This is a genomic window from Leptospira ainlahdjerensis (assembly GCF_016919175.1).
GTDB lineage: Bacteria > Spirochaetota > Leptospiria > Leptospirales > Leptospiraceae > Leptospira > Leptospira ainlahdjerensis.
In genome coordinates, this window is the sequence record NZ_JAFFPU010000075.1 from 243,019 (window position 1) to 267,220 (window position 24,202).

General features: G+C 42.7%; 20 protein-coding genes, 1 tRNA gene and 2 pseudogenes. 12 read left to right on the forward strand and 11 right to left on the reverse strand.

Going from position 1 to position 24,202, the window contains the following annotated elements; translation table 11 throughout:
• Positions 1-7 precede the first annotated feature (7 nt).
• The 8 genes from pth to JWG45_RS19745 all read right to left on the reverse strand — a co-directional run bounded on the left by pth (position 8) and on the right by JWG45_RS19745 (position 5,761).
• Positions 8-571, reverse strand: coding sequence for an aminoacyl-tRNA hydrolase (gene pth, locus JWG45_RS19710; RefSeq protein WP_100786752.1), 564 nt, complete (start codon positions 569-571; stop codon positions 8-10).
• A gap of 46 nt (positions 572-617) precedes the next feature.
• Positions 618-1,253 (reverse strand): 50S ribosomal protein L25/general stress protein Ctc, encoded by a 636-nt coding sequence (locus JWG45_RS19715; RefSeq protein ID WP_205281316.1) that lies wholly within the window; start codon positions 1,251-1,253, stop codon positions 618-620.
• A gap of 15 nt (positions 1,254-1,268) precedes the next feature.
• Positions 1,269-2,207: a ribose-phosphate diphosphokinase gene (locus JWG45_RS19720; protein ID WP_118967402.1), complete on the reverse strand. Its 939-nt coding sequence runs from the start codon at positions 2,205-2,207 to the stop codon at positions 1,269-1,271.
• Positions 2,204-2,962, reverse strand: coding sequence for a sugar phosphate nucleotidyltransferase (locus tag JWG45_RS19725; RefSeq protein ID WP_205281317.1), 759 nt, complete (start codon positions 2,960-2,962; stop codon positions 2,204-2,206). The genes JWG45_RS19720 and JWG45_RS19725 overlap by 4 nt, the downstream gene beginning before the upstream one ends.
• A 26-nt stretch (positions 2,963-2,988) precedes the next feature.
• Positions 2,989-3,064, reverse strand: a tRNA-Gln gene (locus JWG45_RS19730).
• 4 nt (positions 3,065-3,068) lie between these two features.
• Complete coding sequence (locus JWG45_RS19735; RefSeq protein WP_205281318.1) at positions 3,069-3,962, reverse strand: 4-(cytidine 5'-diphospho)-2-C-methyl-D-erythritol kinase; 894 nt, start codon at positions 3,960-3,962, stop codon at positions 3,069-3,071.
• A gap of 11 nt (positions 3,963-3,973) precedes the next feature.
• Positions 3,974-4,918 (reverse strand): helix-turn-helix transcriptional regulator, encoded by a 945-nt coding sequence (locus tag JWG45_RS19740; RefSeq protein WP_205281319.1) that lies wholly within the window; start codon positions 4,916-4,918, stop codon positions 3,974-3,976.
• A 297-nt stretch (positions 4,919-5,215) separates the two neighbouring features.
• Positions 5,216-5,761: a DUF1564 domain-containing protein gene (locus JWG45_RS19745; protein WP_205281320.1), complete on the reverse strand. Its 546-nt coding sequence runs from the start codon at positions 5,759-5,761 to the stop codon at positions 5,216-5,218.
• Between the two features lie 200 nt (positions 5,762-5,961).
• Between JWG45_RS19745 and JWG45_RS19750 the strand changes: the two are divergent.
• Positions 5,962-7,395: pseudogene (locus JWG45_RS19750) on the forward strand (ArnT family glycosyltransferase).
• 42 nt (positions 7,396-7,437) lie between these two features.
• Positions 7,438-7,713, forward strand: a complete 276-nt coding sequence (locus tag JWG45_RS19755; protein ID WP_332476804.1) for a hypothetical protein — start codon at positions 7,438-7,440, stop codon at positions 7,711-7,713.
• 163 nt (positions 7,714-7,876) lie between these two features.
• On the opposite strand, the gene JWG45_RS19760 is transcribed toward JWG45_RS19755, so the two are convergent.
• Positions 7,877-8,212 carry an LIC10421/LIC12816 family protein gene (locus JWG45_RS19760; protein WP_205281321.1) on the reverse strand — a complete coding sequence of 112 codons (336 nt, stop codon included), beginning with the start codon at positions 8,210-8,212 and terminating at the stop codon, positions 7,877-7,879.
• A gap of 979 nt (positions 8,213-9,191) precedes the next feature.
• On the opposite strand from JWG45_RS19760, the gene JWG45_RS19765 reads away from it, so the two are divergent.
• The 4 genes from JWG45_RS19765 to JWG45_RS19780 all read left to right on the forward strand — a co-directional run bounded on the left by JWG45_RS19765 (position 9,192) and on the right by JWG45_RS19780 (position 12,695).
• Positions 9,192-9,614, forward strand: coding sequence for a VOC family protein (locus tag JWG45_RS19765; RefSeq protein WP_205281322.1), 423 nt, complete (start codon positions 9,192-9,194; stop codon positions 9,612-9,614).
• Positions 9,615-10,379: 765 nt separating this feature from the next.
• Positions 10,380-10,829 (forward strand): acyl-CoA thioesterase, encoded by a 450-nt coding sequence (locus tag JWG45_RS19770; RefSeq protein ID WP_205281323.1) that lies wholly within the window; start codon positions 10,380-10,382, stop codon positions 10,827-10,829.
• Positions 10,830-10,979: 150 nt separating this feature from the next.
• Positions 10,980-11,444, forward strand: coding sequence for a MarR family winged helix-turn-helix transcriptional regulator (locus JWG45_RS19775; RefSeq protein ID WP_205281324.1), 465 nt, complete (start codon positions 10,980-10,982; stop codon positions 11,442-11,444).
• A 69-nt stretch (positions 11,445-11,513) separates the two neighbouring features.
• The gene (locus JWG45_RS19780) at positions 11,514-12,695 is read left to right on the forward strand and encodes a thiolase family protein (protein WP_205281325.1); all 1,182 of its coding nucleotides are present in this window, start codon (positions 11,514-11,516) and stop codon (positions 12,693-12,695) included.
• A 15-nt stretch (positions 12,696-12,710) separates the two neighbouring features.
• On the opposite strand, the gene JWG45_RS19785 is transcribed toward JWG45_RS19780, so the two are convergent.
• Positions 12,711-13,760 carry a helix-turn-helix transcriptional regulator gene (locus JWG45_RS19785; RefSeq protein ID WP_205281326.1) on the reverse strand — a complete coding sequence of 350 codons (1,050 nt, stop codon included), beginning with the start codon at positions 13,758-13,760 and terminating at the stop codon, positions 12,711-12,713.
• A 108-nt stretch (positions 13,761-13,868) separates the two neighbouring features.
• On the opposite strand from JWG45_RS19785, the gene JWG45_RS19790 reads away from it, so the two are divergent.
• The 3 genes from JWG45_RS19790 to JWG45_RS19800 all read left to right on the forward strand — a co-directional run bounded on the left by JWG45_RS19790 (position 13,869) and on the right by JWG45_RS19800 (position 19,270).
• Complete coding sequence (locus JWG45_RS19790; RefSeq protein ID WP_205281327.1) at positions 13,869-14,084, forward strand: hypothetical protein; 216 nt, start codon at positions 13,869-13,871, stop codon at positions 14,082-14,084.
• 503 nt (positions 14,085-14,587) lie between these two features.
• The gene (locus tag JWG45_RS19795) at positions 14,588-15,691 is read left to right on the forward strand and encodes a DegT/DnrJ/EryC1/StrS family aminotransferase (RefSeq protein ID WP_205281328.1); all 1,104 of its coding nucleotides are present in this window, start codon (positions 14,588-14,590) and stop codon (positions 15,689-15,691) included.
• A 258-nt stretch (positions 15,692-15,949) separates the two neighbouring features.
• Positions 15,950-19,270, forward strand: a complete 3,321-nt coding sequence (locus JWG45_RS19800; protein WP_205281329.1) for an efflux RND transporter permease subunit — start codon at positions 15,950-15,952, stop codon at positions 19,268-19,270.
• A 28-nt stretch (positions 19,271-19,298) separates the two neighbouring features.
• Here the strand turns inward: JWG45_RS19800 and JWG45_RS19805 are convergent, their stop codons facing one another.
• A complete protein-coding gene (locus tag JWG45_RS19805) occupies positions 19,299-20,084 on the reverse strand; it encodes a DUF5683 domain-containing protein (RefSeq protein WP_205281330.1) in 786 nt (261 codons plus the stop codon).
• 792 nt (positions 20,085-20,876) lie between these two features.
• Here JWG45_RS19805 and JWG45_RS22520 point away from each other — a divergent pair.
• From JWG45_RS22520 to JWG45_RS19815, 3 genes and pseudogenes are all read left to right on the forward strand, one after another.
• Positions 20,877-21,965 (forward strand): annotated as a pseudogene (locus tag JWG45_RS22520) (PAS domain-containing protein); the annotation flags it as partial.
• Between the two features lie 42 nt (positions 21,966-22,007).
• A complete protein-coding gene (locus JWG45_RS22525; RefSeq protein ID WP_332476853.1) occupies positions 22,008-23,129 on the forward strand; it encodes a sensor histidine kinase in 1,122 nt (373 codons plus the stop codon).
• Positions 23,130-23,298: 169 nt separating this feature from the next.
• Positions 23,299-24,099: an enoyl-CoA hydratase-related protein gene (locus JWG45_RS19815; protein WP_205281332.1), complete on the forward strand. Its 801-nt coding sequence runs from the start codon at positions 23,299-23,301 to the stop codon at positions 24,097-24,099.
• Positions 24,100-24,202: the final 103 nt, after the last annotated feature.

Consider the following 24,202-nt stretch of genomic DNA (forward strand, 5'->3'; position numbering starts at 1 on the left):
CCCTAGATCAAAGATGATATTTCTCGATCACGTCGTCGATATCTCCGAGCGAAATCGAACGAATCGCCGCTTCCGCGTCGTTGATGATCTGAATCAGGCTCAAGTTTTCCATCGGTTCGAAATCTTCCTTTAAGAAAGAATCCCTCACTTTGAGATCGAATCCATCGTTCCAAATTCCGATTCGAATTCGGATAAAATTCGGAGAACGAAGCGATTGAATGATGGATTTTACCCCGGGATGATCGGTTTCCTGAGTTCCCTTGTCTACGACGATTCTTCCAAGAGGGAGACTCCAGTCTTCTTGGATGACAAGAATTTCTCCCACTTGTATCTTTAAAAACGAAGCGATGTAGAGAACGGATTCTCCCGAAAGGTCGCTGAAAGTTTGCGGCTTTAAGAGTACAACTTCTTCCCCCTCAAAATCACCGCGACCAATCAGAGATTTCTTCTTCTTGGTCTTGATTTCAACATTGATGTTATTTGCGATAACATCTAAAATTTTGAAACCGATGTTTGAGCGGTTATTGTTGTATCTGTCTCCTGGATTCCCGAGTCCGACGATCAGCTTCATGAATACCTATCTGTATTTTTCAGGTTAGACCCGAATCAGTTCCGTATTATTTTTTGCCTTTTTTGCCTTTAGCGTCGTCTTTCGCGCCTTGAGCTTCGGCTCTTTCCGCAGCAAGAAGAGCTTTGGTTTTATTTACGGAAGTAACGATTGGATCTCCGTTGATCAAAATTTCCCAGCTTGCAGGAACTTTGAGTTGGCTGATCTTGATCGCGTCGCCGACGTCGAGATCGGTCACATCGATCGTAAGATTTTCTAATAAATCTTCCGGAATCGTTTTTACACGAAGCTCGTGAATGATATGTTCGAATTGCCCACCGGTCTTAGAACCTTTCGCAACACCGGTAGTTTCGATACCGATTTTCGTTACGATCTTTTGACCTGGAACAACTTTGTAAAAGTCTACGTGACGGATTCTGTCTACTTCGGGAAATCTTTGGATTTCTTTTACGTACACTTTTTGAGATCCTTGGCCTTCCACGTCCAACTCGATCAGAGTGGACTGACGGATTCCGGAATGAACCATCTTTTCAAGTTCTTTTTCGTTCACCGCGCCTGAAGTTGCAACGCCTGCTCCGATGATGTTGATAGGAACAAGTCCCGACGCGCGAAGACGATTGTTTTCGTTCTTACCGGTTTCCGTTCTTTTTTTAACTGCGATCTTGTGAATAGTGTTCTGGCTCATTTTTATTACCTAACCTTAATCGAATAAAGTGCTGACTGATTGATTTGTGTGAATCCTTTGAATCGCGTTTGCGAGCAAAGGAGCTACTGACAATGATTTCAATTTGTTGATCTTTTTGGATTCTGGAATCGCGATCGTATTTGCAAGGACAACTTCCGTGAAGTTCGTCGCATTGATTCGATTCACGGCTTCGCCGGAAAGAACTCCGTGAGTCGCCGCGCAATAAACCGACTTCGCTCCGTGTTTGAGAAGGGCTTCCGCGGCCTTGCAGATCGTTCCTGCGGTATCGATCATGTCGTCGAGAAGAATACAATTTTTCCCTTCGATCTCACCGATTACGTTCATCACTTCGGATTCGTTTGCCTTCGGTCTTCTCTTATCGATGATAGCAAGCGAACCGTTGACTTTTTTACCGAAAGCGCGAGCGCGTTCCGCCCCGCCAGAATCCGGAGACACGATGACCAAGTCTTCGATCTTCTTTGTGTTGATGTATTCCGCTAAAACGGGAGCAAAGTGAAGATTGTCCACTGGAACTCTAAAAAAACCCTGAATCTGATCCGCATGAAGATCCATGGTAAGAATTCGGTTCGGCCCAACTACTTCCAAAAGATCGGCGACGACCCTTGCAGAAATCGGAACTCTCGGTTCTACTTTCCGATCCTGACGACCGTAACCGTAATAAGGAATCACAACGCTGATGCTCGAAACGGATGCTCGGCGAAGAGCATCCATGATAAGAATCAATTCCATCAAATGATCGTTAGCCGGCGCAGAAGTGGACTGAACGACGAAAACTTCTCTTCCTCGAACGTTATCTTCGATCTTTACGGAAATTTCTCCATCGGAGAATTTCTTCAGATTGATTTTCCCCGGTTGAATCTTTAGATGAGCGCAGATTTCTTCGGCAATTTCTTTATTGGAACTTCCCGCAAATACGGCGATATCTCCATTCATGGATGGACGGCCTCCCCTTTGATCATGGCGGAAAGCATCTGCAGGTCTTCGGGAGAATTCACTCCATGACTTTCAAGATGATTCTTTAACTTCATCGCACCGAGTTTCTTTCCTGAATTTCTATATAATTTCACGAGGTCGGGAAGATAATATTCTCCCTGAGCATTGGAGTTTCCGATTTGTCTGAGAGAATCAAAAAGACCTTCTCCGTCAAAAACGTAAGTTCCCGTATTGATTTCGTTGATGAGTTTTTCTTCGGAAGAAGAATCTTTTTCTTCCACGATCGCCGTAACGTCACCGGAGGAATTACGGATAATTCTTCCATAACCCGTCGGCTTTTCCACAACGGCAGAAAGAATCGTTGCTGAAAATTCGTTTTGTTTGTGTTCTTTTACGATATTAGAAAAGGTTTCTGCGGTGATCATGGGAACGTCGCCGCAGGCAACGATCACGGAACCGCGAAAGTTGTTCAGTTGAGTTTCAGCGCAAAGAAGAGCATGAGCGGTTCCGAGTTGTTCGGTCTGTTCTGCAAAGGAAACACCTGGGATTTCGGCGCAAAGATTTTGAACTAATTCTTTTTTGTAGCCTACAACGACGACGATTCGTTCTACGCCGGAGGCTCTCAGGTGATCGAGTACGTGGAGAAGTAGCGGCTTGCCATTCAGCTCCACCGCCACCTTAGGCTGATCCGTCTTCATACGGGTGCCCTTCCCTGCGGCTAATACCACAGCGACCTTATCCTGAGTAGGTTTCATCGTTAATCAATGTCAGTAATACAATTTGGCTGGGCTGCTAGGATTCGAACCTAGGAAATGGCGATACCAAAAACCGCTGCCTTACCACTTGGCGACAGCCCAGTTTCTAAAAATTGAATCGTACGAATGTGAGATTTGGGAATTCCTGTCTCAGCCTGTGCAACAGTTCTTCCTGGATCTCAAGGCCCTGGACCAGCCCGTACAAACTCGAACCCGAACCGGTCAGAGAACAATAACTGGATCCAAACTCCAGGAATCTGTCCTTAAGAACTCCCAATTCCGGATGAAGTTGGAAGGCAACCGGCTCAAAATCATTCAAGAGCCTACCCTGCAGAGCGCTCCAATCCCCGTTTTTTAAGACAGAAACCAGATTTTCCGACAGCGTATTCCCATTTTTCTGAGAGGGCCCCTCTTGTAAAGGTTTTTTCAATAAGGAATACATTTCCGCCGTATTCATGACTTGCGGAGTGAGCGCGAGAATTCCTTGTCCTGAATGGACTTCGATTTCTTGAGAATTCTCACCTCTTCCCGTAACGTAAGCGTTTCCTTCCCCTAAAAAAAAGGGGACGTCGGATCCGATTTCGGCGGCGAGAATTTTCATTTCGTCCGTAGTAAAAAAAGAACGCCAAGAAAAGAAAAAAGAAAGAAGAGAAGCGGCGTTCGTACTTCCGCCGCCCAAGCCACCTGCGGGAGAAATTCTTTTTGTAATATGAATTTTTACTCCGGGGAGTTCGGGAAAAAGAGATCGAGCCTTTTGAAAGGTCTTGTAGAGAATATTCCTTTTATAATCTCCAAGCTCGGAGACTTGATCATAAAGTTTACGTTTTTCTAATATAATTTCGTTTTGTGAGATGAGTTCAAAAACTCCGTTCCCCGCGGGTTCGATTTCGATCTCGTCTCCCCAAGAAATTCTTAAGAAGACGCTTCGAATCTCGTGGAATCCATCGTTACGTTTGTAGGGAATTTCTAAACCGAGATTGATCTTAGCCGGAGAAAGCAAAACGATGTTCCCTAACGTAGCATCAACTCGATCTCACCGATCGCTCTTTTTACAAGAGAAGAAGGGCTTTTGAGAATCACGTTTTTTCCAAACGGAAGAATGGTTTCTAAAAACCAGGATTCTTCCCGAATTTTGGCTTTGGACAAATGATAAACGACATTCTCGAGAGTTCTGGTTTCTCCGGTTCTTTCGAGTCCCAGCTTACGATCGAGATTATAAAAAACTTCCTTTGTGTGCCAGATCTCGGCGATCCCGGAAGAATTCTCCTGATTCTTTCTAAATTCTTCGAACTCTTGAAGGTATTTCGATTTTGTTCGACCGGACGGTTGCGAGATCGGTTCGTCTCCGACCTTTAGGGAAAGGATATGATCCAATCGAAAATTGCGAGGAGCCTTTCTTTCGTGGCAATATCCCAAGAGATAATCTTCCAAAGAATGAAAGAGGAACCAAGGATCAACTTTTCTTTGCAAAGGTTTCTCATCGTTTCGAGATTGATATTCTATGATCAGGGTTTTTCCGTTTTGAATCGCGTCTTGAATCAGATTCTTATAAGATTTGAGGGTGTCCTGTCCGGTGATAGGAAGGATCGCGATGATTTTCTGAAGCATCCGTTTGATTATAGGACTCGTTTGTGAATCGATGTTGGATTCTGATGTTTCTTCTAAAATATTGCGAAGCGTGAGCCATTCTCGAATGCTGAGTCTAAGGCTGGAATCGAATCGAAAGGGTAGAATCAATCCGAAAGTATCCGTTTCGGAATCGTAATCCACTTGAATCAGATCCGCTACGTGAGGAGTGGCGCCGAGAAAAAATAATTCTCCAAGTTGTTCTTTGAGGTCCTTTTGATTGGTCACTCCGGTTACGTTCGAGAGTTCTTCCAGAGTCATCCGTTTTCCATCTCGGAGATGACGAATGAGATTCAGTTTAAAATTTAGACGGACCGTACTTGGATTCATGGAATGTCCTCAAGACTAAATTCGCCGGGCTTTCTTGTAAACAGGAATTGTGAAAATTCTTTTCCGCCGGCTTTTGGATGCAAGATGCGATTATTAAATCCGGGCTCCGATCTAAAAAAAATCGGAAGACGCGAGAGTGCCTCGAAGATCGGAATTAAAACTTTGTAATTGCGAAGTCTCCATCGTTTTTTTATTTCCGAATCGTTAGATTGTTTCCGAATTCTTTTTGGATATGGAGATTCCTACCGAATCGGGCGAGCGAAAAATCTTCCGTTTTCTGGATTTGAAGTCGATTCTCTATGAATTTGGAATTGTGCGAGCCCAAGGAAAACTCATATCAAAAAAGGGACTTATCGGATTTGGATCGAATTCAAGGGACCGGGTGATTGTGTTTTGGATTAGATCTAGGTGCCAGATATATCTGTAAACGTCATGAAAGGTAGGAACTCCCGCGTTTAAAACTTCCACAATAGAATCACCCACCTCAGCATCTTCCAGGGACAAGAGAAAATTAAAAAGAAAGCACCTGGATACCCCATGAGCTTGAGCCAAAGCCCCCAGCATTGACCAGTGACCGGTATTCGCTCTGAAATTCATTTTTCTCATTTTCCCAGGATTTTGATAAAGAATCGAATCCGCCTTTGAATTCAACCGACTTCTCGAAGCTATGAATTTGGAATATCTCCTCAATAGGTAAGGAAGTTTCTTAGGAAGCTTTCTCTGTTCGTCTAAGGACAAACCATTCAAGTAGTTTTCGGGAATCAAAAGAGTGACTACTTTTTCATTTCTCTCAGCGAGCGGAGATTCGATCTTTTCCTCAGAACTTAAAAATATCAATTCCATTACTCTCAACGGTTCTTAGGACTTTCCCAAAAGATCAAAATTTTTGAAAAAATATTAATTTTCTAAACGTTTTTTTCAAAAATTTCATCAGGATTTTTTACAAATAGGAAATTCTCATCTAACACAACACATCCCTAGCAAGAGAAAATGCTTACAAACATCCTGATTGACAAATCCTTATTTGCATAAACTTTTAGAAGATGCGAAAGTATATCTGGATCGCCCTTCTTTTTCTCCCAGGCCTTTATTATACAGGAACACTCTTGAGTTGGGAGAAAAAGAAAAAACTTCCGATCACAGGAGACGAACCACACTATCTCATCATCGCGGAAAGTATCCTCCGAGATGGAGACGTTGACCTCAAAAATAATTACGAAGAGGACTCGATTACAAAAAAGATCCTTGGTCCGACCGACGTAGAAAATCATACGATTCCAAAAAACGGAAAGTTATACAGCGTTCATCCTATCGGAACCTCCTGGCTTGTCTTATTCGGATATACATTGTCCGGAATCGGAGGAGCAAGAATTCTCCTCGCGATCCTTACGGGGCTTCTTCCTTTTGTATTCTATAAAATCGGAAGAATGTTTCACCTACCTCAAAACGAATCAGCACTCTTGAGCCTTATCTATTCGATCAGCCTTCCCTTTCCGCTGGTTGCAGGACAGATTTTCCCGGATTTACCGTCCGGAATTCTATTCATTTTCATTTTTTATATTCTCTTTTATGCGGAGACCGATTCAAACAAAAAAGAATTTTAGAATATTCTATTTTTTGCATATGGAATCGGCTTCGGCTTACTGGCATGGCTTCACATAAAGAATATGCCGACAATGATTCCGCTTTTACTCTGGTTTTTATTCAAAAAAGAATGGCGATTAAAGCCAAAAATCCTCTCTTTAGGAATCGCAGCTCTCCTAATTCTTAGCCTATTCTTCTGGAATTATCTCTGGTATGACTCGATCCGAGGATCTTTTTTCGCGGCAAAAAATGCACCGCCAAGACTGGATTCCAGAATAGAACACTGGGTAACGGTCGGCTTCGGACTCTTTATGGATCGCAATCAAGGGCTTTTCTTCCAAAACCCTTTGATTTGGATTCCCGGCTTGATCGGTTGGTTTTACCTCTTCCAAAGTTCGAATCTAAGAAAATTCGGAATCCTTTTATTCCTTACTTTAGGAATTCAATGGGCGTTAAACGCAGGTCATCCTTGTTCTTATGGATGCCTCGCTTTGCCCGGAAGATTTCAGTGGGGGTCCGCAACGCTTTGGTTTGTCCCTTTTTTGGGAGGTTGGATTCTCCTCAAAAACCTCTCTAAAATGATCTCTCAAGGAATCCTGATTCTTGCGGTTCTTTATCAGCTTTGGATTGGAAGATACTGGTTTGATCATACAGCCTCGCTCTATCACAGAATGGAACCCGATCCCCAAAAAAGAGCGGGTTTCTTTCCGGAATCGCTTCTTCCTTATTTGCCCTCTTGGACGGATCTTGAAAATTCCTGGAGAAATCCCATCAACGGGCTTTGGATAGGAATCTTTCTTTTGCCTCTCCTCGCCTTCGGAGTCTTCCAAATCCGGAACAAAAAAGATGGCGTGAATGGTCTCAAACCTTTGATTGACAGAGAAAGTAAATAAGAACGAATATTCTAAAGTAATCCCAAAGAAAGAAGAACTGCTATGAAACGGAATCCCCACAACCTCCTTCGGAAATCCATTCTCCTCTTGATCCTTTCCATTCCTTCCGCCGGTTTTTTGGCCCAAGAAGCTAGCCCGATAGTGAAAGAAAAAATGGTCTGTCAAAAGATCGAGCTTATCATCAACGGCCAGACCTATGACGACGGTCACAAATGTATTTCTCCGGAAGCAACCTGCTATCTTGTGGAAGGACTTTCCTTGAGCTGTTTTGCAAATCCGAATCGAGAAGCGGCGGCCTCAAAACCAAAAACGAATTAAAAGAATCCGACTCGATTGAGGAATTCAAAATTAATCCCCTAACCCCCCTCCACCTTCGGAGCAAAGACGACAAAACATTCTTAACCAATGGTTACAATAAAAAAGGCGTCTTTTACAAGACGCCTTTTTCGTTCAGTCTAAGAAAAACAGACTGATCTAAAAATTAAAGACTTCCAAGAACGGATTGATATCTTTGGGCTTCTCTTTCCAGAGCTTGTGCTTGTTTGATGTATTTTTGAGACTGAACGTTGCTCGCGAGAAATTTTCCACCAGTGGATCTTCTTGCAAGCTCACGAAGCTCCTCCGCTCTGAAGGCTTTTTGTTGGGCAACGGCTTTCAGATAGTTTCCGACCGCAGTTTTTTGTTCCTTGGTAACCGCGCTTTCAACGATTGCTTTTTCCAGGAGTTGATCTTCAACTTCCTCGGATACGGCAAAGGCGGAACTAGTTGCCAAAAGGCCAAGGAGGGAAACCACAGAAATCAGTTTGTTTGTTGTCATGATATTGAAACCTCAAGTGAGTTTTTATTTTTTTGAAGAACGAATCTTCAATACCAATTAGACAAAAGCTCTTAAAGAAATAAATCAAAAAAAAACAATTCCACACTCTTCTTGTGGCAAAAAAAACAAACGAACCCTTGAAACACATTCTGCTTTTAGAATATTCTATTTTATTTAAGCAACAAAACGTAACTCTGACTCAAAAGAAGACAGAGCGTATTCGTATAGCTTAGTATTTGCAATGTTTAGTATAAGTTTGAATGGAACGCATACAAAAGTAGAATTCTTGCTGAATCAAAACGCGATTGTTTTGTTTGAACACATTCGCTTTTATTTTATAAACAGCTCTCTCCAAAATCGCGCAACCTCTAGGAGAAATTGTATCCAAAATTATTGTTAAACCTTCTTTTTTAAGAAAAATTGCGATAGTTGCCCCATCTCACTAATTAGCTCTATTTTTAAGCATTTATTTTTTAAAAAATTTGCTAAATAAATCAGCAGAAGGAATCAAAAAACAGAATTTCTATCCAAGAAAAGAGCAAATTCTATTAAATCATGACAAATCTCCTTCTCGCTATCTATAAAATTATGTCTCTAAAGTAGAAAAAACCCTAGGAGTTCCTACAAATTCAAACCAGATATAACATCAAACTTTGTGCGATCCAAATACCAGGACCAAATTTTATAAAAAGACGCGACCCTCACCCCGCACTCGGCCAAAGACGATCCCGAAGATTCAGAAAAAAATGGGAGTTCATACCGAATTTGCTCAAAAGGACGACATCTTTTTTTAAAGGACTTCGAAAAAAAAACCTTTCTCGATCCTTTTTACTCTCAAGACCGAATCGTATTCTGAAAAAAAAAACGAAATCACACCCACAATTTGGATCCAAGGAATCGAACAAAATAGGAAAGAAATTTCCTATTTTTACGAATTGTCTATTCTATCCTATATCCGATTCTTGTAACTGGAGAAAACATGAAATACCTTCACACAATGATTCGAGTTCAAGATTTAGAAAAGGCTCTCGATTTTTTTTGTATGACTCTCGGACTCGTCGTCTCGCGCAAGAAAGAACATCCGGAGGGAAAATACACGCTCGTATTTTTATCAACGGGCGAACCCGACGCACCGGAAATCGAACTTACATACAACTGGGGTCAGAAAGAACCTTATACGAGCGGAAGAAACTTCGGACATCTTGCATTCGAAGTGGAGAATATCTACGAAACCTGCGAAAAAATTTCCGCGAGAGGAATCACGATCAACCGCCCTCCTCGGGATGGAAGAATGGCCTTCATCCGTTCACCGGATTTAATTTCCGTAGAACTTCTTCAAAAAGGACACGCGCTCTCACCGCAAGAACCTTGGATTTCCATGCCCAATACGGGAGAATGGTGAGCTTAGAATTCTTAAAACCGATTCTCATCCTCAAAGAATCGGAATCCCGAATCGTCGAAGATTGAAACGGACTCAAAAAGATCCTTCTTTCGATCTGGATTCTCTTTTTTTCTACAAAACTATCTCGGAAAGAAAAACGACATTTCTCTCCGAGAAAGAATCTATAAATCCTCTTGAATTCTTTCTGAAAAACGAAAGCCGGAAGAATATACAAAACCGAATCGACGTTTTTGGAAATAAAGGAGGAAACTCTCGATTTTAGAATTCGGTCTTTTCCAAAATCAGAAGTGAAACATACGGCCTTCCTTTTTTTACCGCAAAAAGTTTTCCTTTTTCAGAATCCCCTGCGTGGTGAAAACTTTCGGAAATCAGAACTTGCCCTATGGCCTCATAGTGTAGGAACTCCAATCAAACTTTATAAGCGATCAATTCTTTACAAGATCCCTTGATCGCTTAAGAGACGTAATACGAAGGAACTCCATCCTTTTTATTTAGAGCCATCAATTTTTTTCACGGAGAATTCTGAGTTTCGGGACAAATTCTAAAAAAACCTCCGGCATCAAAAATGGCTTCCCAAGAATGATTGAAAGAATTCTCAGCCCGATCTTGAGACAAATGTTTGGAACCGGAAAATCCGATTCTACAAAAATAAGCGGAGATCTTAATTCTAAAAAGGAAACGAAGCGGAAAAATTGAGACAAATTCGATTTGACTTTATATAGTGTATATGCACTATATAAAGTCAAAAGGGAGGAGAAAACTAAGATGGAAGAAACATTTCGATTTGAATCCAGAATCCCGGTTCGATTCAGTGATACGGATGTCAACGGACACGTAAACAATCAAAATTACAATTCCTACTGCGACGAAGCTAAAATGAAAGCTTTTATAAGCTCAGGGATCGACATGGAAAAAACCAAACAAAGTGGAATCGGGCCGATCGTCTACAAAGCCGAGTATGAATATCTTTCCGATCTAAAATATCCCGATACTGTGATCGTAAGAACCAGAGTTGAATTTATCAAAAGAACTCGTGCGATCTTTCATCAACAGCTGGAAAGAGAATCCGACGGAAAAGTAGTAAGCAAGGTCCGCTCCTATGGAATGTGGATTAACTTTGAAACCAAAAAGCCCGCATTCTTGCCGACGGAGGTTTTGGAAAAGATGGGAGAATTCAAATTCAACGTGGAGAACAAGGAAACCGCTTTGGTCTAAAAAAAATTCTTTCCGATTTCAAGCGGACCACAGGGTAAAAATGGAACCGAAAAATTCGTTCCTTGAATTCGGATACGATTCCATTCCATTCGGGATCGGGTTGTATTTTGTTTCGAGAATCGGAAATTGGTTCCAAAGGGGTGCAAGATCGTGAAATTTTCAAACGAAGATCTAAAAATCATCGGCCTTTCTTGTCTGAATCTCAACCTGAGAAGAACCACTCGGTTGGTAACGACGTTTTACGATTTTATTCTCAGGCCTTCCGGCTTGAGAATCACCCAATTCACAGTATTAGCCAGCATCGCTTATGAAAAAGAACCGAGCATAACCGATCTTGCAAGAATTACCGATATCGATCGAACCACCCTTCAACGAAGTTTGGAAATTCTAAATCGAGACGGCTTGATCCGAATCGAAAAAAAAGATACGGGAAATGTACGTTCCGTGTTTCTCACCAAAAAAGGAGAATCCAAACTTTCGGAAGGAATCGAACTCTGGAAAGAAGCCCAAAATTCTCTTACGGAAAACCTCGGAAAAATTAAACTCAGAGAAACTCTAAAAATATTGTCGGAAATCAGAAAACTTCCAGTATTAAAAACGGTTTCCGAGGAATGATCGGAAGGATTTCTCAGTCTAATTTCTATAAACAATATGGTGTATATACACTATATAGGAGTTAATCAAATGGCAGTTATCATCGACGGAGTAAGAACTCCCTTTGGAAAATTTGGAGGGGGGCTCAAGGATTTCAGCTCTTCCGAATTGGGGACGATCACCGCAAGGGAAACGATCCGTAAAACGAAAATCGATCCCCAGGAGATCGAGGAAGCGATTTACGGAAATGTAATACAGGATGATCAAGATTCCGCATATCTCGCAAGACATATCGCACTTCGATCCGGCCTGGCTGAAAGTTCGAGCGCCTTGACTCTCAATCGGCTCTGCGGTTCCGGGCTGGAAAGTATCATCGCAGGCGCGAGAAAGATTCTTTCCAAAGAGAATCATTTGATTCTCGCTGGCGGAACGGAATCGATGAGCAACGCGCCTTTCGTTTTAAAGAACGCGAGATGGGGAAATAAATACGGTAACTCGATCACAGAAGATCGGCTTGCCCAAAGCCTCACCGATTGTTTTGCGGATCTTACGATGGGAATGACCGCCGAAAACATCGCTAATCACTTTCAAATTTCCAGAGCCGAACAAGACGAATGGGCCGGCGTCTCTCAAGTCCGCGCTGAAAAAGCCGCGATCCAGGGAATTTTCTCCGAGGAAATGATTCCAATTCAGACCAAAGGTAAAAAGTCGATTCTTCTTCAAAAAGACGAGCAGATCCGAGGCGCCGAGTGCGTGGACCAACTCAAAAATCTTCCGGCCGCATTCTTAAAGGACGGAAGTATTACGGCCGGAAACGCGTCGGGAATCAACGACGGCGCCGCGTCCATTCTTCTTTCTTCCGAAGTCTGGGCAAAAAACTCAAAGTTAAAACCGTTGGCGCATATTCTTGGTTATGCGAACGTCGGTTGTGATCCTAAGATGATGGGCCTAGGCCCGGTCTTTGCGGTTCCCAAAGCGCTTTCCAATGCCGGAATCAAAATCGAAGACGTGGATCTTTTCGAGATCAACGAAGCCTACGCCTCTCAAACGTTAGCCGTAATCCGTGAACTCAAGTTGGATCCGGAAAAAACAAACGTAAACGGAGGAGCCATCGCGATTGGACATCCTCTCGGAGCGAGCGGTGCGAGAATCACCTTAACTCTCGCCTACGAACTAAAAAGAAAAAACAAAAGAATCGGAGTGGCCTCACTTTGTATCGGAGGCGGACAAGGTATCGCAATCGTTTTAGAAAATTCCGAGTTTAGAAATTAGAACTCCGATTTCGATTCAAACGTTCTCCGAAAACGATTGATAATTGAACGATATTTGTTCGACGTTCTTCCGGAACGCCTCCGCCAAGGTTTCCGGAAGAATTTTTTTAATCGTATCCCTTGCTTCGATTAAAAAAGGAAACAAGCCTTCCTGATTGGTGATCTTTAACCGAAAAGAATCTCCTGCCAGTTCTTCATAAGGGATTTCTGATATTCCGTTTCTTACCTTATATGAAAACTCCGGATCGCAGACCAACTCTACTTCGATCGGATCGTGAATCTGGAAGAGCGCGGGATGGAGCGACCAATCCTGAGAGGTTTCTTTTTTGAGTCCTAACGGCTGATAGAGTGAATTCTCCGCGATCGATTCTAATTTGGAGATTTTTGGAATGATAAATCTTCTTCTTTCTTTTTTCTTTCGATCGTAAGCCAAAAGATAATAATCTTCCGAATTCTTTCGAATCAATCGAATCGGATCGACTTCCACCCGATACGTTTCTTCGGGGAATGTTTTGTAATATAAAAATTGAACCGGAGATCTCGTCTTGAGCGACTCCAGAAGTTTTTTTAGAATTTCCTCGGCAAAACTGGTTTCGTTTTGGCTGAGAGTTTTTTGGGTTTTTAAATCCATCTCCAACTCTGGATAAACGTCCAACTTACCTTCAAAGAGTTTTTGAGAAAGGGAATAGAGTTCGAGAGATGGAGATTCTTGATAGGATCTTAGAATCGTCTCCGCCAAAACCTGCAATTCTTCCTTTTCCAGTTTTAATTCTCGATTGGCGACGTTTCGATCCAAGACATAACCTTCCTGAGTGGAACGAACGAAAAAACCGAGTTCTCCCAATTCTTCCACGTCCCGAGAAAGTTTTTTTCGATCGGAATCGGGATTCTCCAAATTCTGATAATGATCCGGAAGTAAGGAACGGATTTTTGTAAAACTCATGGGAGAATGATGATTGAGAAGATTGAATAAGAGCGCGGAAAGCCTGGATTCCGTTCTTCCAGCTTCCTTTACGGGAATCGGAAAATCCTCTTCCTCGTCGTTCCAGTTTTCATTTTGAGACATAGCTGAAACTTTCCGAGAATCGGGATTCTAAGCAACTCGAAAACCACTTGAATCCCATTGCTTTCTCTGCAAAATCTCCTCATTCTTAGTTTTGAAAAAGGAACCAAAATGAATACGATCTTTAATTACGTCATTCCCCACATCGTTGGACTCATGCTCATAGCGATCGGATGGTATGTGAGCATCTTAAACGTCGGGCTCACTCGTTTTACGGAGAATGTTCTCATCTCAAAATGGACCGTCGGCGGTTTGATTCTAATTTTAATCGGAGCTTATCTTCCGGAAATCTGGATCGGAGTCAGAAATCTTTTTAAGAAAGACTAAAAAGTAGAAGCCGGAAGCAATTCCGGTTTTCTTTGATTGGGCGTTGCGTTCTTGTTCGAGTTTCTCTTTTTGAAACGAGAATGGTTCCCTCCCAAGAACGAGATTCTTCCATCCAGACATTTGATAGGAGTTCCTACTTTTTTCTCGAAAAACGAAATCGAAGTTTAAAGAAAGAATTCTCCAGGCTTGAGCGATGAAAAGAAACAATCCGCTTCGTTCGATAGGAGTTCCTACTTTTCCAAATCAAAGCCGAGCGCTTTTCTTAGGTTCCGTTCGATAGGAGTTCCTACCTTTGCTCGAAAAACGGCGAATCCTGCCGAACAATCGGGATCCACTTCTAAAATGCGGGAGTTCCTACAAAAATCCCTCTAAAAGGGAAGATTTTTCTTGTACTTTTTCCGGTATCTACGAATCTCCGTTTGCAGCCTCTCAAAAAGGAATTTACGAGATTCTTCTTTTGCATAGAATGCGACATAATAAAATTATATGAGCTTGAGTTGGATATGAGTAGCACCGAAACTGAAATTCTAGAAAAGAATCCCAAAAAAAAGACGGAGATTGAATTTCACAAGCCCACTCTTTCCAGAGAGGATCTAAAAACAGTCCTAGAATGTCTTGTGGAAGACCATCTGACCACGGGAAATGTAACAACCAGATTCGAAAAGGTCTTTGCCTCCACTTTTCGTTTCAAACAAGTCGTCTCAAGCAGCAATCTTACTTCCGCGTATCACCTTGCCCTTCTCGCATTGGACGTCCAGGCCGGGGACAAGGTTGTCCTCTCCACTTTCGCACCGGTTTCCGCACTCGATGCTATCTTCCTTCTCAAAGCGATCCCCCTCGTTGTGGATTTAGATAAGAATTCTTTTCACCTCAGCGCAGACGGTTTGAAAAACGCGCTGGAGGATTCTTCCGTAAAAGTGATCATCCTGGATCACGCTTTCGGTGCGGTGGCCGACGCAAAGAGATATGACTTCAAAGGAATTCCTGTCATCGAAGATATCTCGGAAGTTTTAGGAGCTCAGAGCGAAACCTTTACTCCTGGAAAACAAGGAAGCCTCGCCGTTTGCGGTCTTTCCGTTGACCAGATGATTACGACTGGAAACGGAGCGATGATCATCACGGACCAAGAAGCTCTCGCAAAAAAAATGCGTGCGATGAAAGCGGGAAAGGAACCTTACCAAAGAAAAGAAGGACAACCAAAATTAGATTATAACTTAATCGACTATCAAGCCGCTTTAGGAATCGAACAACTCTCCAAAATCGGAATCATCTTAGAAAGAAAAAGAAAGATCGCTCAGGTTTATCTCCAATCGATCTCCGGCACCTCTGTTACCACTTGGTACGGGGATCCGAATCTGGATTCTTTCAATCGTTTTATCATCATCGCCCCCGGCGCTTACGAACAAGTGGAACGCTATTTCCGTTCTCTTCAAATCGGAACGCAAAGAGCTTCCGAAGAACCGATTCATCATATCTTGGAACTTTCCAATTCGGATTTTCCAAACGGAGAAAGACTTTTCCAAAGGGGACATTGTATTCCGGTTTATCCGAACCTTACAAAAGACAATATCCAAAGAATCTCGCAGGCGATTCGTAGAATTTATTAACGCAAACGTTTAGTTTCCCCAAAAAACCAAAAGAAGGAGTTCCTACTTTCCAAAAAGTAGGAACTCCTTCTTTTTTACTTTCTCAGCTCCGTTCTTTACTACAGAAATATTTTCCAACACTCTTCTTGAATTGTTTTTTATTGCAAACTAACCTTTCTCATCCTGGACTCGAATTCTAAATTTTCTCTACAGATAAATTGATAGTGATTTCCTTTTTAAGAAGGAAGTCGGTATCTGGTAGATACACTGAGGTAATCCATGAATATCGCCCAGCTTTCGATCAAACGACCTATTTTTATTTCGAGCATCGTTCTTCTCATGCTTCTCACCGGTTGGGTTGCATTGGGAAGAATGGGGGTCGACCTTTTTCCCGACGTAAACATTCCCGTAGTATCTGTAACTACCATCTATCCAGGAGCCGGTCCGGAGGAAATCGAAGAGCTCGTATCCAAACCGATGGAAGAAGAACTCTCCTCCATCTCCGGTCTTAAGAAAATCTCCTCTCGAAACCAAGAAGGGGTTTCGGTAGTCTTTGGAGAATTCACTCTCGATACGGATATCAAATACGCAGAACAACAATTTCGCGATAAAGTCGGTCTTGTAAAACCGAAACTCCCGACCGGGATCAGAGAACCGAAAGTGGTTCGTTTTGATCCGGCGGATCAGCCCATCATTCGTCTTGCTGTCTTTGCGGAATTGGATCAGGCAAAACTCTATGACTTAGCAAAGGAAACGATCAAAGCCAGACTCGAACAAGTACAAGGTGTGGGTTCGGTGAAACTTGTAGGGGGAACCAGAAGGGAAATTCAGATCGAACTCGATCGAAACAAACTCAGTTCTTATCAAATGCCGATGGTCGTCATCGCCAATCGATTGAAAAACGCGGGCTTAAACGTTCCCGTCGGAAAATTCGAAACCGGTTCCAAAGAAACTTCCTACCGAACCCTGGGAAGATACGAATCTCTTTCTCAAATCGAAAACACGATCGTCTCCTTCGGAGGTGAAGTCGGAAACGCAGTCTTAATCAAACAATTGGGAACCGTTCGAGACGGAACCGAAGATGAAGAAACGATCGGTTACCTCTGGGCTTCCAAAAGCGACGTAGAAGAAGAAAAAACTTCTTTCTTCGCAAAGATCGGCAACCTCTTCAAAGGAAAAAAGGAAGTTGGAGAGGTTCCAAAAGAAATCAAACCCGCGCTTTTTATCGACGTCTACAAACAATCCGGCGGAAATACGGTCGCCGTTGCGGATGAAGTCCTCAAAAGAATCGGGAAACTCAACGACGGAATCAAGGACATGGAAGGAAAACCGAAAATTCGGTTAATCCGAGACGGTTCCAAGTGGATTCGTTACAACGTTGAGGACGTAACCGAAGCGATCGTGATCGGTATGCTTCTGGCGGTAGTCACGGTTTATTTTTTCTTAGGGAATTTCCGTTCCACCGTGATCACGGGGCTCGCGCTTCCAAACTCGATGCTCGGCGCGTTCGTTCTAATGTGGGTCATGGGTTTTACGATCAACGTTATGACACTCTTAGCTTTATCCTTGGCGGTGGGATTACTCGTAGACGATGCGATCGTAGTTCGAGAAAACATCTTTCGAAAGCTCGAAGAGGGAATGGGGGTTTTAGAAGCCTCCGAAAAAGGAACCACCGAAGTAACGTTAGCCGTCATCGGAACTTCCCTCACGGTGATCGCGGTATTCTTACCGGTCGGATTCCTTTCCGGAATAGTAGGACAATTCTTCAAACAGTTCGGCTTAACCGTCGTGTTTGCGATGCTAATTTCCCTCTTCGACGGTCTCGCCGTCGCTCCGATGCTTTCGGCTTACTTCGCGGGAAAGATCGACCACAACGCTAAGAAAAACAAAGCAGTAGAAGCTTTCGACAAATTTCAAACCTGGTTGGAAACACAATACGGACGAGTTATGAGGGTCGCTCTGAAAAGACCGGGTCTCGTACTTTTAGGAACTCTTGGAATTTTTATCCTTTCGATCTTCTCTTTGAAGTTCGTAAAAAGTACGTTCTTACCTGCAAACGACCAAGGAGAATTTTTAGTAACCTTAGATCTTCCTCCGGGAACCAGTCTTCAAGGAACAAAGCAGGTCGCGGACCAGGTTCTGGACGTGCTCAAAAGAATTCCAGAGATGGATATGATCGCGGTTACGATCGGGAAACCCGACGGAGGAGAACCGAACGCGGCGACCCTTGCCATTGCATTAGTAAATTCTAAACAACGAAAACGTACTACAACCCAAGTCAAAGACGATATTCGGGAAATTCTCAAAAAGTTCACGTTTGCAAGACCTGCCGTTTCCGATTATAGCGCGGTTGGAGGCGGAATTCAATATCCGTTCCAGCTTGTAATCAAAGGCGAGAACCTGGCGGAAATGGAAGTATATTCCAAAAAGGTGGTAGAGCGATTGAAGTCAATTTCGGACCTCGCCGATTTGGATACGGATTATAGGGCCGGCAAACCGGAATACCAGATTCATCTGGATAACATGAGAATGCAGTTGGTCGGAGTTCTCCCCGGCGTCGCAGGATCCGAACTTCGTTATCAGATCGCCGGAGACGAGGTAAGCAAATATTACGATAAGGGAATCGAATACGAGGTTAGAATGAGACTTCGTCCGGATCAAAGAAACTTGAGAATGGCGTACGGACAAACAAAGGTTCCGAACATCGCCAACAAGTTGATCCCTCTTTCGGCGATCAGTACCGGAAAAGAAACCGCAGGTCCTTCTCGAATCAATCGTATCGACCGTGCAAGAACCATCGTAGTCAACGCAAACTTAGCTCCGGGAGGAGCGGTTCAGGACGCGACCAGAATGGCGGATGAAATTCTTAAAAAGGAACTACCACCTCCTCCGGGCGTACGCTACAACTTCCAAGGACAATCCGAAGACTTTAAGGAGCTATTGGCGAATATCGTTTTGGCGTTCGGGTTGGCGCTGGTCTTTATCTATCTCGTTCTCGCATCCTTATATGAATCGTTTATCACACCGGTAACGATTCTATTCGCGATTCCTCCCGCGATTTCGGGAGCCTTCTTCGCACTCGCTCTCACGAATGAGATGCTCAATCTTTTTTCGATGATCGGATTGATTCTTCTCATGGGCCTCGTCGCGAAAAACTCGATTCTTCTTGTGGATTACGCGATGCAAGCGATGAGAGACGAAGGACTCTCGAGAAACGAAGCCATCTATCAAGCCGGTTTGGTTCGACTTCGACCGATCTTAATGACTTCTCTCGCGATGATCATGGGAACCGTTCCGATCGCCTTGGGATTCGGAGAAGCGGCGAAATCCAGAACCGCAATGGGAATCGCGATCATCGGCGGATTGATTCTATCCACCGTGGTCACACTCGTAGTAGTTCCTTCGATTTTCGGATTTATCGATCGTTTTAGAGAATGGATCGAATCCAAGTTCCGTCCCGACTACGATATGAATGCTTCTTTGGTTCATCCGTCCTCACATCCTTCGAACGGTCAGATGGAATACGAAAAAGAATTACTCCTTGCGCAGGAAGAGGAATCTTTTTCGAAAAAAACGACCCCAAAAAAACCGAAAAAATAACATTCAGAAAATAGAATGGAGAATCCGATCAAAAACGGATTCTCCATCGTAATTCCCAACGACTCAAACTACTACCGGGAAAAGCGGCTTGTGGCAGCATAGGAATATTATTTTTTTCCGGAGAATCCGGGACTGCCGGAGCCGCCGGGTTTTGGGAAGAATCGGGCGTTACTTGGATCTCGATCGATTCTTTCTTTTCTTCCGGAACCTTTGAGAAAAAATTCCAAGGTCTTCCGAACAACCAGGCATCGATCAAATTGAACGTATAGATCGTCAGAAAAAGAACCAAGGCGCCGGAGGCCTGAATCCCCGTCTGAAATCTTCGATTCCTGATTTCATTTGCATACAAAAAGGCTGACGAGATCAAACCCGGATCACCGCTCGCCGCGGTGAAAAGAGAAAGTTGATTTGTATCGTTCAATTCCTGAGTTTCTTTTTTATACTTTGAATCGGCTTGAAACCAGTAGAGAAAAGTTAGCCCCGCAGAGACGGAAAAAAAATATCCTCTTTCAAAATCGCCTCTGTAAAATTGTCCCAAACCCGGAAGAATAGCACTTCTCCAAAGAGAAGATTTCGCAAGTTCTTGATTTTTTTGAACTTCTTCTTTTTTTAAGAATACTTCGGACTCTTTTTGTGTGAGCGATTTTTTGAGAAAATCGATTTCGCCGATCATTCGATCCTTTTCACGCAATTGATTTCGAACGTAGATTTCCTCGTCTTCGTTAAACGAAATTCGAGAGATCTTTTTCTTTTCCACCTCCCAAGTTTCCTTTTCGTTGGAAACGGTGACCTTTTCCATATCCTGATTGAGCACTTATACAAAGATGACTCGACCGTCTTTGAAGTAGATGATATCGGCAAAGAGGGAAACATTCAAAAATAAGAATGTCATTGGTATCCAATAAATAATTTTTATTCGCATCATAGTTTAAACTTTTCTAAAGAACAATCCGCATCGAAAGAAAATCGAAATTCTTTTTCGTTTTCGATCCGGCTGCATACAAAATCGATCTAAAAAACGAATACGGTCAATTTGATTTTAAGAATTCCTTACGATTTTAAGAGACAATATTCTCTTTGTAAGACTTAAGGAGGATCAAGAGGAAGTATTTTTAAAACCGCGTTTTCACTTACGATTTTAAGGGAAAAGTCTTCCTGGACTGAATTTTTCGACTTGCCGTTTCGCCTAAAAAACCGACAAAAATCGAGTTACTTCGAAAAAGGGCGCCTGCCTGAACTGATAAATCATAAGAAAAAACTTCCTATCGAAATCAAAATCGGAAACTGATTTAGCTCGTCGAAATCGGTAATGTTCCGTTTTGAAAAACTCAAATTTGATTCTTTAAAATGCGGAGTCGGATTCTATTTTCCTCCCGAGAAACGCCGTCGGATCCGATTCTAAAAGTAAGATGTCAAGTATGACAAAGACATCAAGATATATGTTATTTTTTGAAATCACCTTTTTGTGTTAGAATATAAACCGTAGATACGTTCAAAACTTCCTCGTCCAATGAAAGAGGAATTTCAAAGGTAAGGGATTTAAAAATTGAATCCAAAAAATTCAACGATTATAGGAAACGTATTCTCTCCCGAATCATCGGAGATATTGGATCATCTGCCGATCTTGATCTGTAAATTTCTTCCAGATACGACTCTAACTTACATCAACCAAAGTTGCTGCATTACTTTTGGAAAAACCAAACAACAACTCTACGCGGCTCGGTGGATAAATTTTCTTTCGGAACCAGCCAGAAACAAAATTTATGAAATACTAAAGAAAGTAAAAAATACGTTAACTCCCGAGTCTCATTCTTACAAAATTCGAAACGTGGAAGGAATTTTCTTAAACGTAGAATGGAAAGTATATCCTGTGATCGACACACACAATCAGTTTCAGGGATATCTCGCGGTCGGCACCGATAAGACCAAGGAAGTCACCGCAGAATCCAACGTAAAAGAAAAAGAGGATCTGCTCAAGAAGGTTTTGGGAACGATCGACGACCTGATCTGGTCCGCCGACGCAAAGCAAAACATTCCGCTTTTTGTAAGCGAAGCGGCTCGTAAGATCTATGGAGTGGATCCTGAAGAATTCGCCAAGGACAACGGACTGTGGGCGCGAATGGCCCATCCCGAAGACCAGAATATCATTCAGCACAAACTGCAAGAGTTAAGTTCCGGAACTCGTTTTGTGGAAGTGGAATACAGAGTTGTTAAGCGAAACGGGGAGATCATCCACCTCTGCGATCGTTCTTGGGTCGTATTGGACGAAGAAGGAAAGCCTGACCGGTTTGAAGGAATCGCGAGAGACATCACTCGAGAAAAACAACTTCAAGGAGAGATGGAAAAAATACGTTCCACAATTCATTCCATCATAGGGAATACGAACGATCCGATCTGGTCCGTGGATAAAAACTATCGCCTCACATACTTTAACGAAGCGATGCGAAAACGTTATGAAAAACTTTCCGGAATCCAGATCGAAAAGGGAATGTCTTTAGAGGAAATTGCTCCCAACCCAGAACAGAGCGGTTTATTCAGAAAATTATTCGAACGAGCGTTTCAAAACGAACAATTCATACACGACCACGAAATGGATGGGAGAATTTTAGAATTATCCTTCAATCCGATCAAAAAGGAAGAAGAGATCGCGGGCGTCGCCGTATTTTGCAAGGACATAACTGATCGAATGGCGATGGCGGAAAAACTGGCGAGGTCGGAAGCCAATCTAAGAATTTTGATCGAAAACACGGAGGACTCCATTCTTTCCATAGACAGGGAATATAAGATTCTTGTAATAAATCGTTCGTTCCAAAAATTGATTCATCAACTATACGATATCGATCTTAAAGCGGGAGAGAATATCGTCGAACAATTCGATTCCGAAATGAGCAAATATTGGAAAGACATCTACAAAGAAACCTTTTCGGGAAAATCGATCCGCAGGGAGCTGGAAATAAAAATCGAAAACGAAACTTCTAATCATTATGAAATTCTAACTTATCCGATTCTAAGCGATTCCGTTTCGTCGAATCTTCGATTTCAAAAAGAAGAAATTCCGCGGATATCAGACGTCATGTTCGACGGACATTCTTTCCGGGAAGGAACCGTATCCGGGGCAACGGTCTATATCAGGGACATCACCGAAAGAAAAATTTATGAACAAAAAACGATCAATAGTATCAAAACCAAGGATCGTCTTCTTGCCGCCGTCGCCCATGATCTCAAAAACCCGATCAGTGGAATTCTAAGTCTGACAGAGTTTATAAAGGACCAAACGACAGATCAGAACAATATAGAATTGCTCAACATGATGCTTCGAGCCGGAAGCAAATCTCTCAATATCATCCAGGAACTCCTGCAGATCGCAGAGATGGGAAACGAAAGTTATCGATTAAAATTAGAAAAAGCGAATCTCAACCATCTTGTGGAAGCGTTGGTCAAACAAAACGTGACTGAAGCCGAAAAAAACGGAATCAAGTTGTACACAAACCTCGGAACAGATCCGATTCCTGTTCAGATAGAGTTGCTCAAATTTCAGAGAGTGCTGGAAAATCTAATTTCAAATTCTCTAAAGTTTACAAAGGAAGGAGGAGAAATTCTTATACGTTCTTATGTTGAAAACAACAATGCAATCATAGAAGTGGAAGATTCCGGAATCGGAATTCCGATCGGTTTACAACCGCTTATCTTCGAACAGTTCACAAGGGCGAAACGTCAAGGACTCAAAGGAGAAGAAACAACCGGATTAGGAATGTCGATTGTAAAGGTGATCGTTGAACTTCACAAAGGAAAGATTCGAATGGAAAGTCAAGAAGGAGTTGGAACAAAATTTATCATAGAACTTCCACTCGATCTATAAAGTGCAAAGATACGAACTACAAAAAGCCACCGCCTCCATAAATAGTTTTAATTCCAAATTAATTTATTCCCCATTTCCAAAAATAAAGTTTGATCCAAAACTATCTAGACCAAATTTTGGAAAGCAGTAAAACGAGAAAAAAATTTAGATTCAATCAAAGAGGACTCTTATGAAATTAGCAAAGGAAATCATCACAGTAAAAGATTTTAAAATCGGAGTTTTGAAATTAGTACCGGACGGTCCGATGACCTTGACTCTTTCTCTGATGCAGGAACTGGATTCCATCCTAAAAGAATTCACCTTAGATCAAGATATCAGGGCCGGAATTATTGCAGGCCCGGACGGAGATTTCTGTGTGGGTTTGGATCCGGATGCGATCTTAAATACGAATGAAGAAGGGATCGGAAAAATTATGACCGGAGTTTTCGATATGTTCGCATCTCTGATCAGCTTTCCAAAACCTTTGATCTCCGAAGTCGGCGGGAACGCGGTCGGCGGAGGGGCAATCATCGCATATACTTGCGACTACAGATACATGGTGGACGGAAAAGGAAGAATCGGATTCGCGGAACCGTTAGTCGGCCTTCCGTTATCATCTTCACTGGTCATTCGTCTAAGACAAACGATGTTACCTTCGGCGGCGGCGGAAGCTGCTTTGGAAGGAGCGCTCTACAAACCTGCGGAAGCGGTACAAAACGGATTGTTAACCGAAGTGGGCGCTTCCTTGGAAGAGCTGAGAAAAAAATCTTTAAGCAAGATCAGCGTTCTCAACAGAGTTCCGGCCTCCGCGACTCAAGAAACCAAAAGATCTCTCAATCGGGAAGCATACGAAGCTGCGAAGGCGGCGCCGAAACAACTCGCGAATCTTTTCAAAGATCAACCGAGTATGGTTAAAAATCTTATGGAAGCGATGAAGGCTAACAAAGAAAGAAGAAGACCCGTTCTGACGCACGAAACCAATTACCAATAAATTTCTGTAGCTTTTTTGGACGGTGCCCGCGCTAAAACGCGCGGGACCGGGCATGTTCCGGATTCTTCCTCATTCATTTTTCGAAAAGGCGGGCCGCTCCGGT

Excerpts from the sequence above, each read along its gene's own strand:
- JWG45_RS19790 (WP_205281327.1), top strand. The coding sequence starts at position 13,869 with ATGAATACGATCTTTAATTACGTCATTCCCCACATCGTTGGACTCATG.
- JWG45_RS19780 (WP_205281325.1), top strand. The coding sequence starts at position 11,514 with ATGGCAGTTATCATCGACGGAGTAAGAACTCCCTTTGGAAAATTTGGA.
- JWG45_RS19745 (WP_205281320.1), bottom strand. The coding sequence starts at position 5,761 with ATGGAATTGATATTTTTAAGTTCTGAGGAAAAGATCGAATCTCCGCTC.
- JWG45_RS19770 (WP_205281323.1), top strand. The coding sequence starts at position 10,380 with ATGGAAGAAACATTTCGATTTGAATCCAGAATCCCGGTTCGATTCAGT.
- JWG45_RS19800 (WP_205281329.1), top strand. The coding sequence starts at position 15,950 with ATGAATATCGCCCAGCTTTCGATCAAACGACCTATTTTTATTTCGAGC.
- JWG45_RS19725 (WP_205281317.1), bottom strand. The coding sequence starts at position 2,962 with ATGAAACCTACTCAGGATAAGGTCGCTGTGGTATTAGCCGCAGGGAAG.
- JWG45_RS19785 (WP_205281326.1), bottom strand. The coding sequence starts at position 13,760 with ATGTCTCAAAATGAAAACTGGAACGACGAGGAAGAGGATTTTCCGATT.
- JWG45_RS19755 (WP_332476804.1), top strand. The coding sequence starts at position 7,438 with ATGAAACGGAATCCCCACAACCTCCTTCGGAAATCCATTCTCCTCTTG.
- JWG45_RS19795 (WP_205281328.1), top strand. The coding sequence starts at position 14,588 with ATGAGTAGCACCGAAACTGAAATTCTAGAAAAGAATCCCAAAAAAAAG.
- pth (WP_100786752.1), bottom strand. The coding sequence starts at position 571 with ATGAAGCTGATCGTCGGACTCGGGAATCCAGGAGACAGATACAACAAT.
- JWG45_RS19720 (WP_118967402.1), bottom strand. The coding sequence starts at position 2,207 with ATGAATGGAGATATCGCCGTATTTGCGGGAAGTTCCAATAAAGAAATT.
- JWG45_RS19760 (WP_205281321.1), bottom strand. The coding sequence starts at position 8,212 with ATGACAACAAACAAACTGATTTCTGTGGTTTCCCTCCTTGGCCTTTTG.
- JWG45_RS19715 (WP_205281316.1), bottom strand. The coding sequence starts at position 1,253 with ATGAGCCAGAACACTATTCACAAGATCGCAGTTAAAAAAAGAACGGAA.
- JWG45_RS19815 (WP_205281332.1), top strand. The coding sequence starts at position 23,299 with ATGAAATTAGCAAAGGAAATCATCACAGTAAAAGATTTTAAAATCGGA.
- JWG45_RS19765 (WP_205281322.1), top strand. The coding sequence starts at position 9,192 with ATGAAATACCTTCACACAATGATTCGAGTTCAAGATTTAGAAAAGGCT.
- JWG45_RS19740 (WP_205281319.1), bottom strand. The coding sequence starts at position 4,918 with ATGAATCCAAGTACGGTCCGTCTAAATTTTAAACTGAATCTCATTCGT.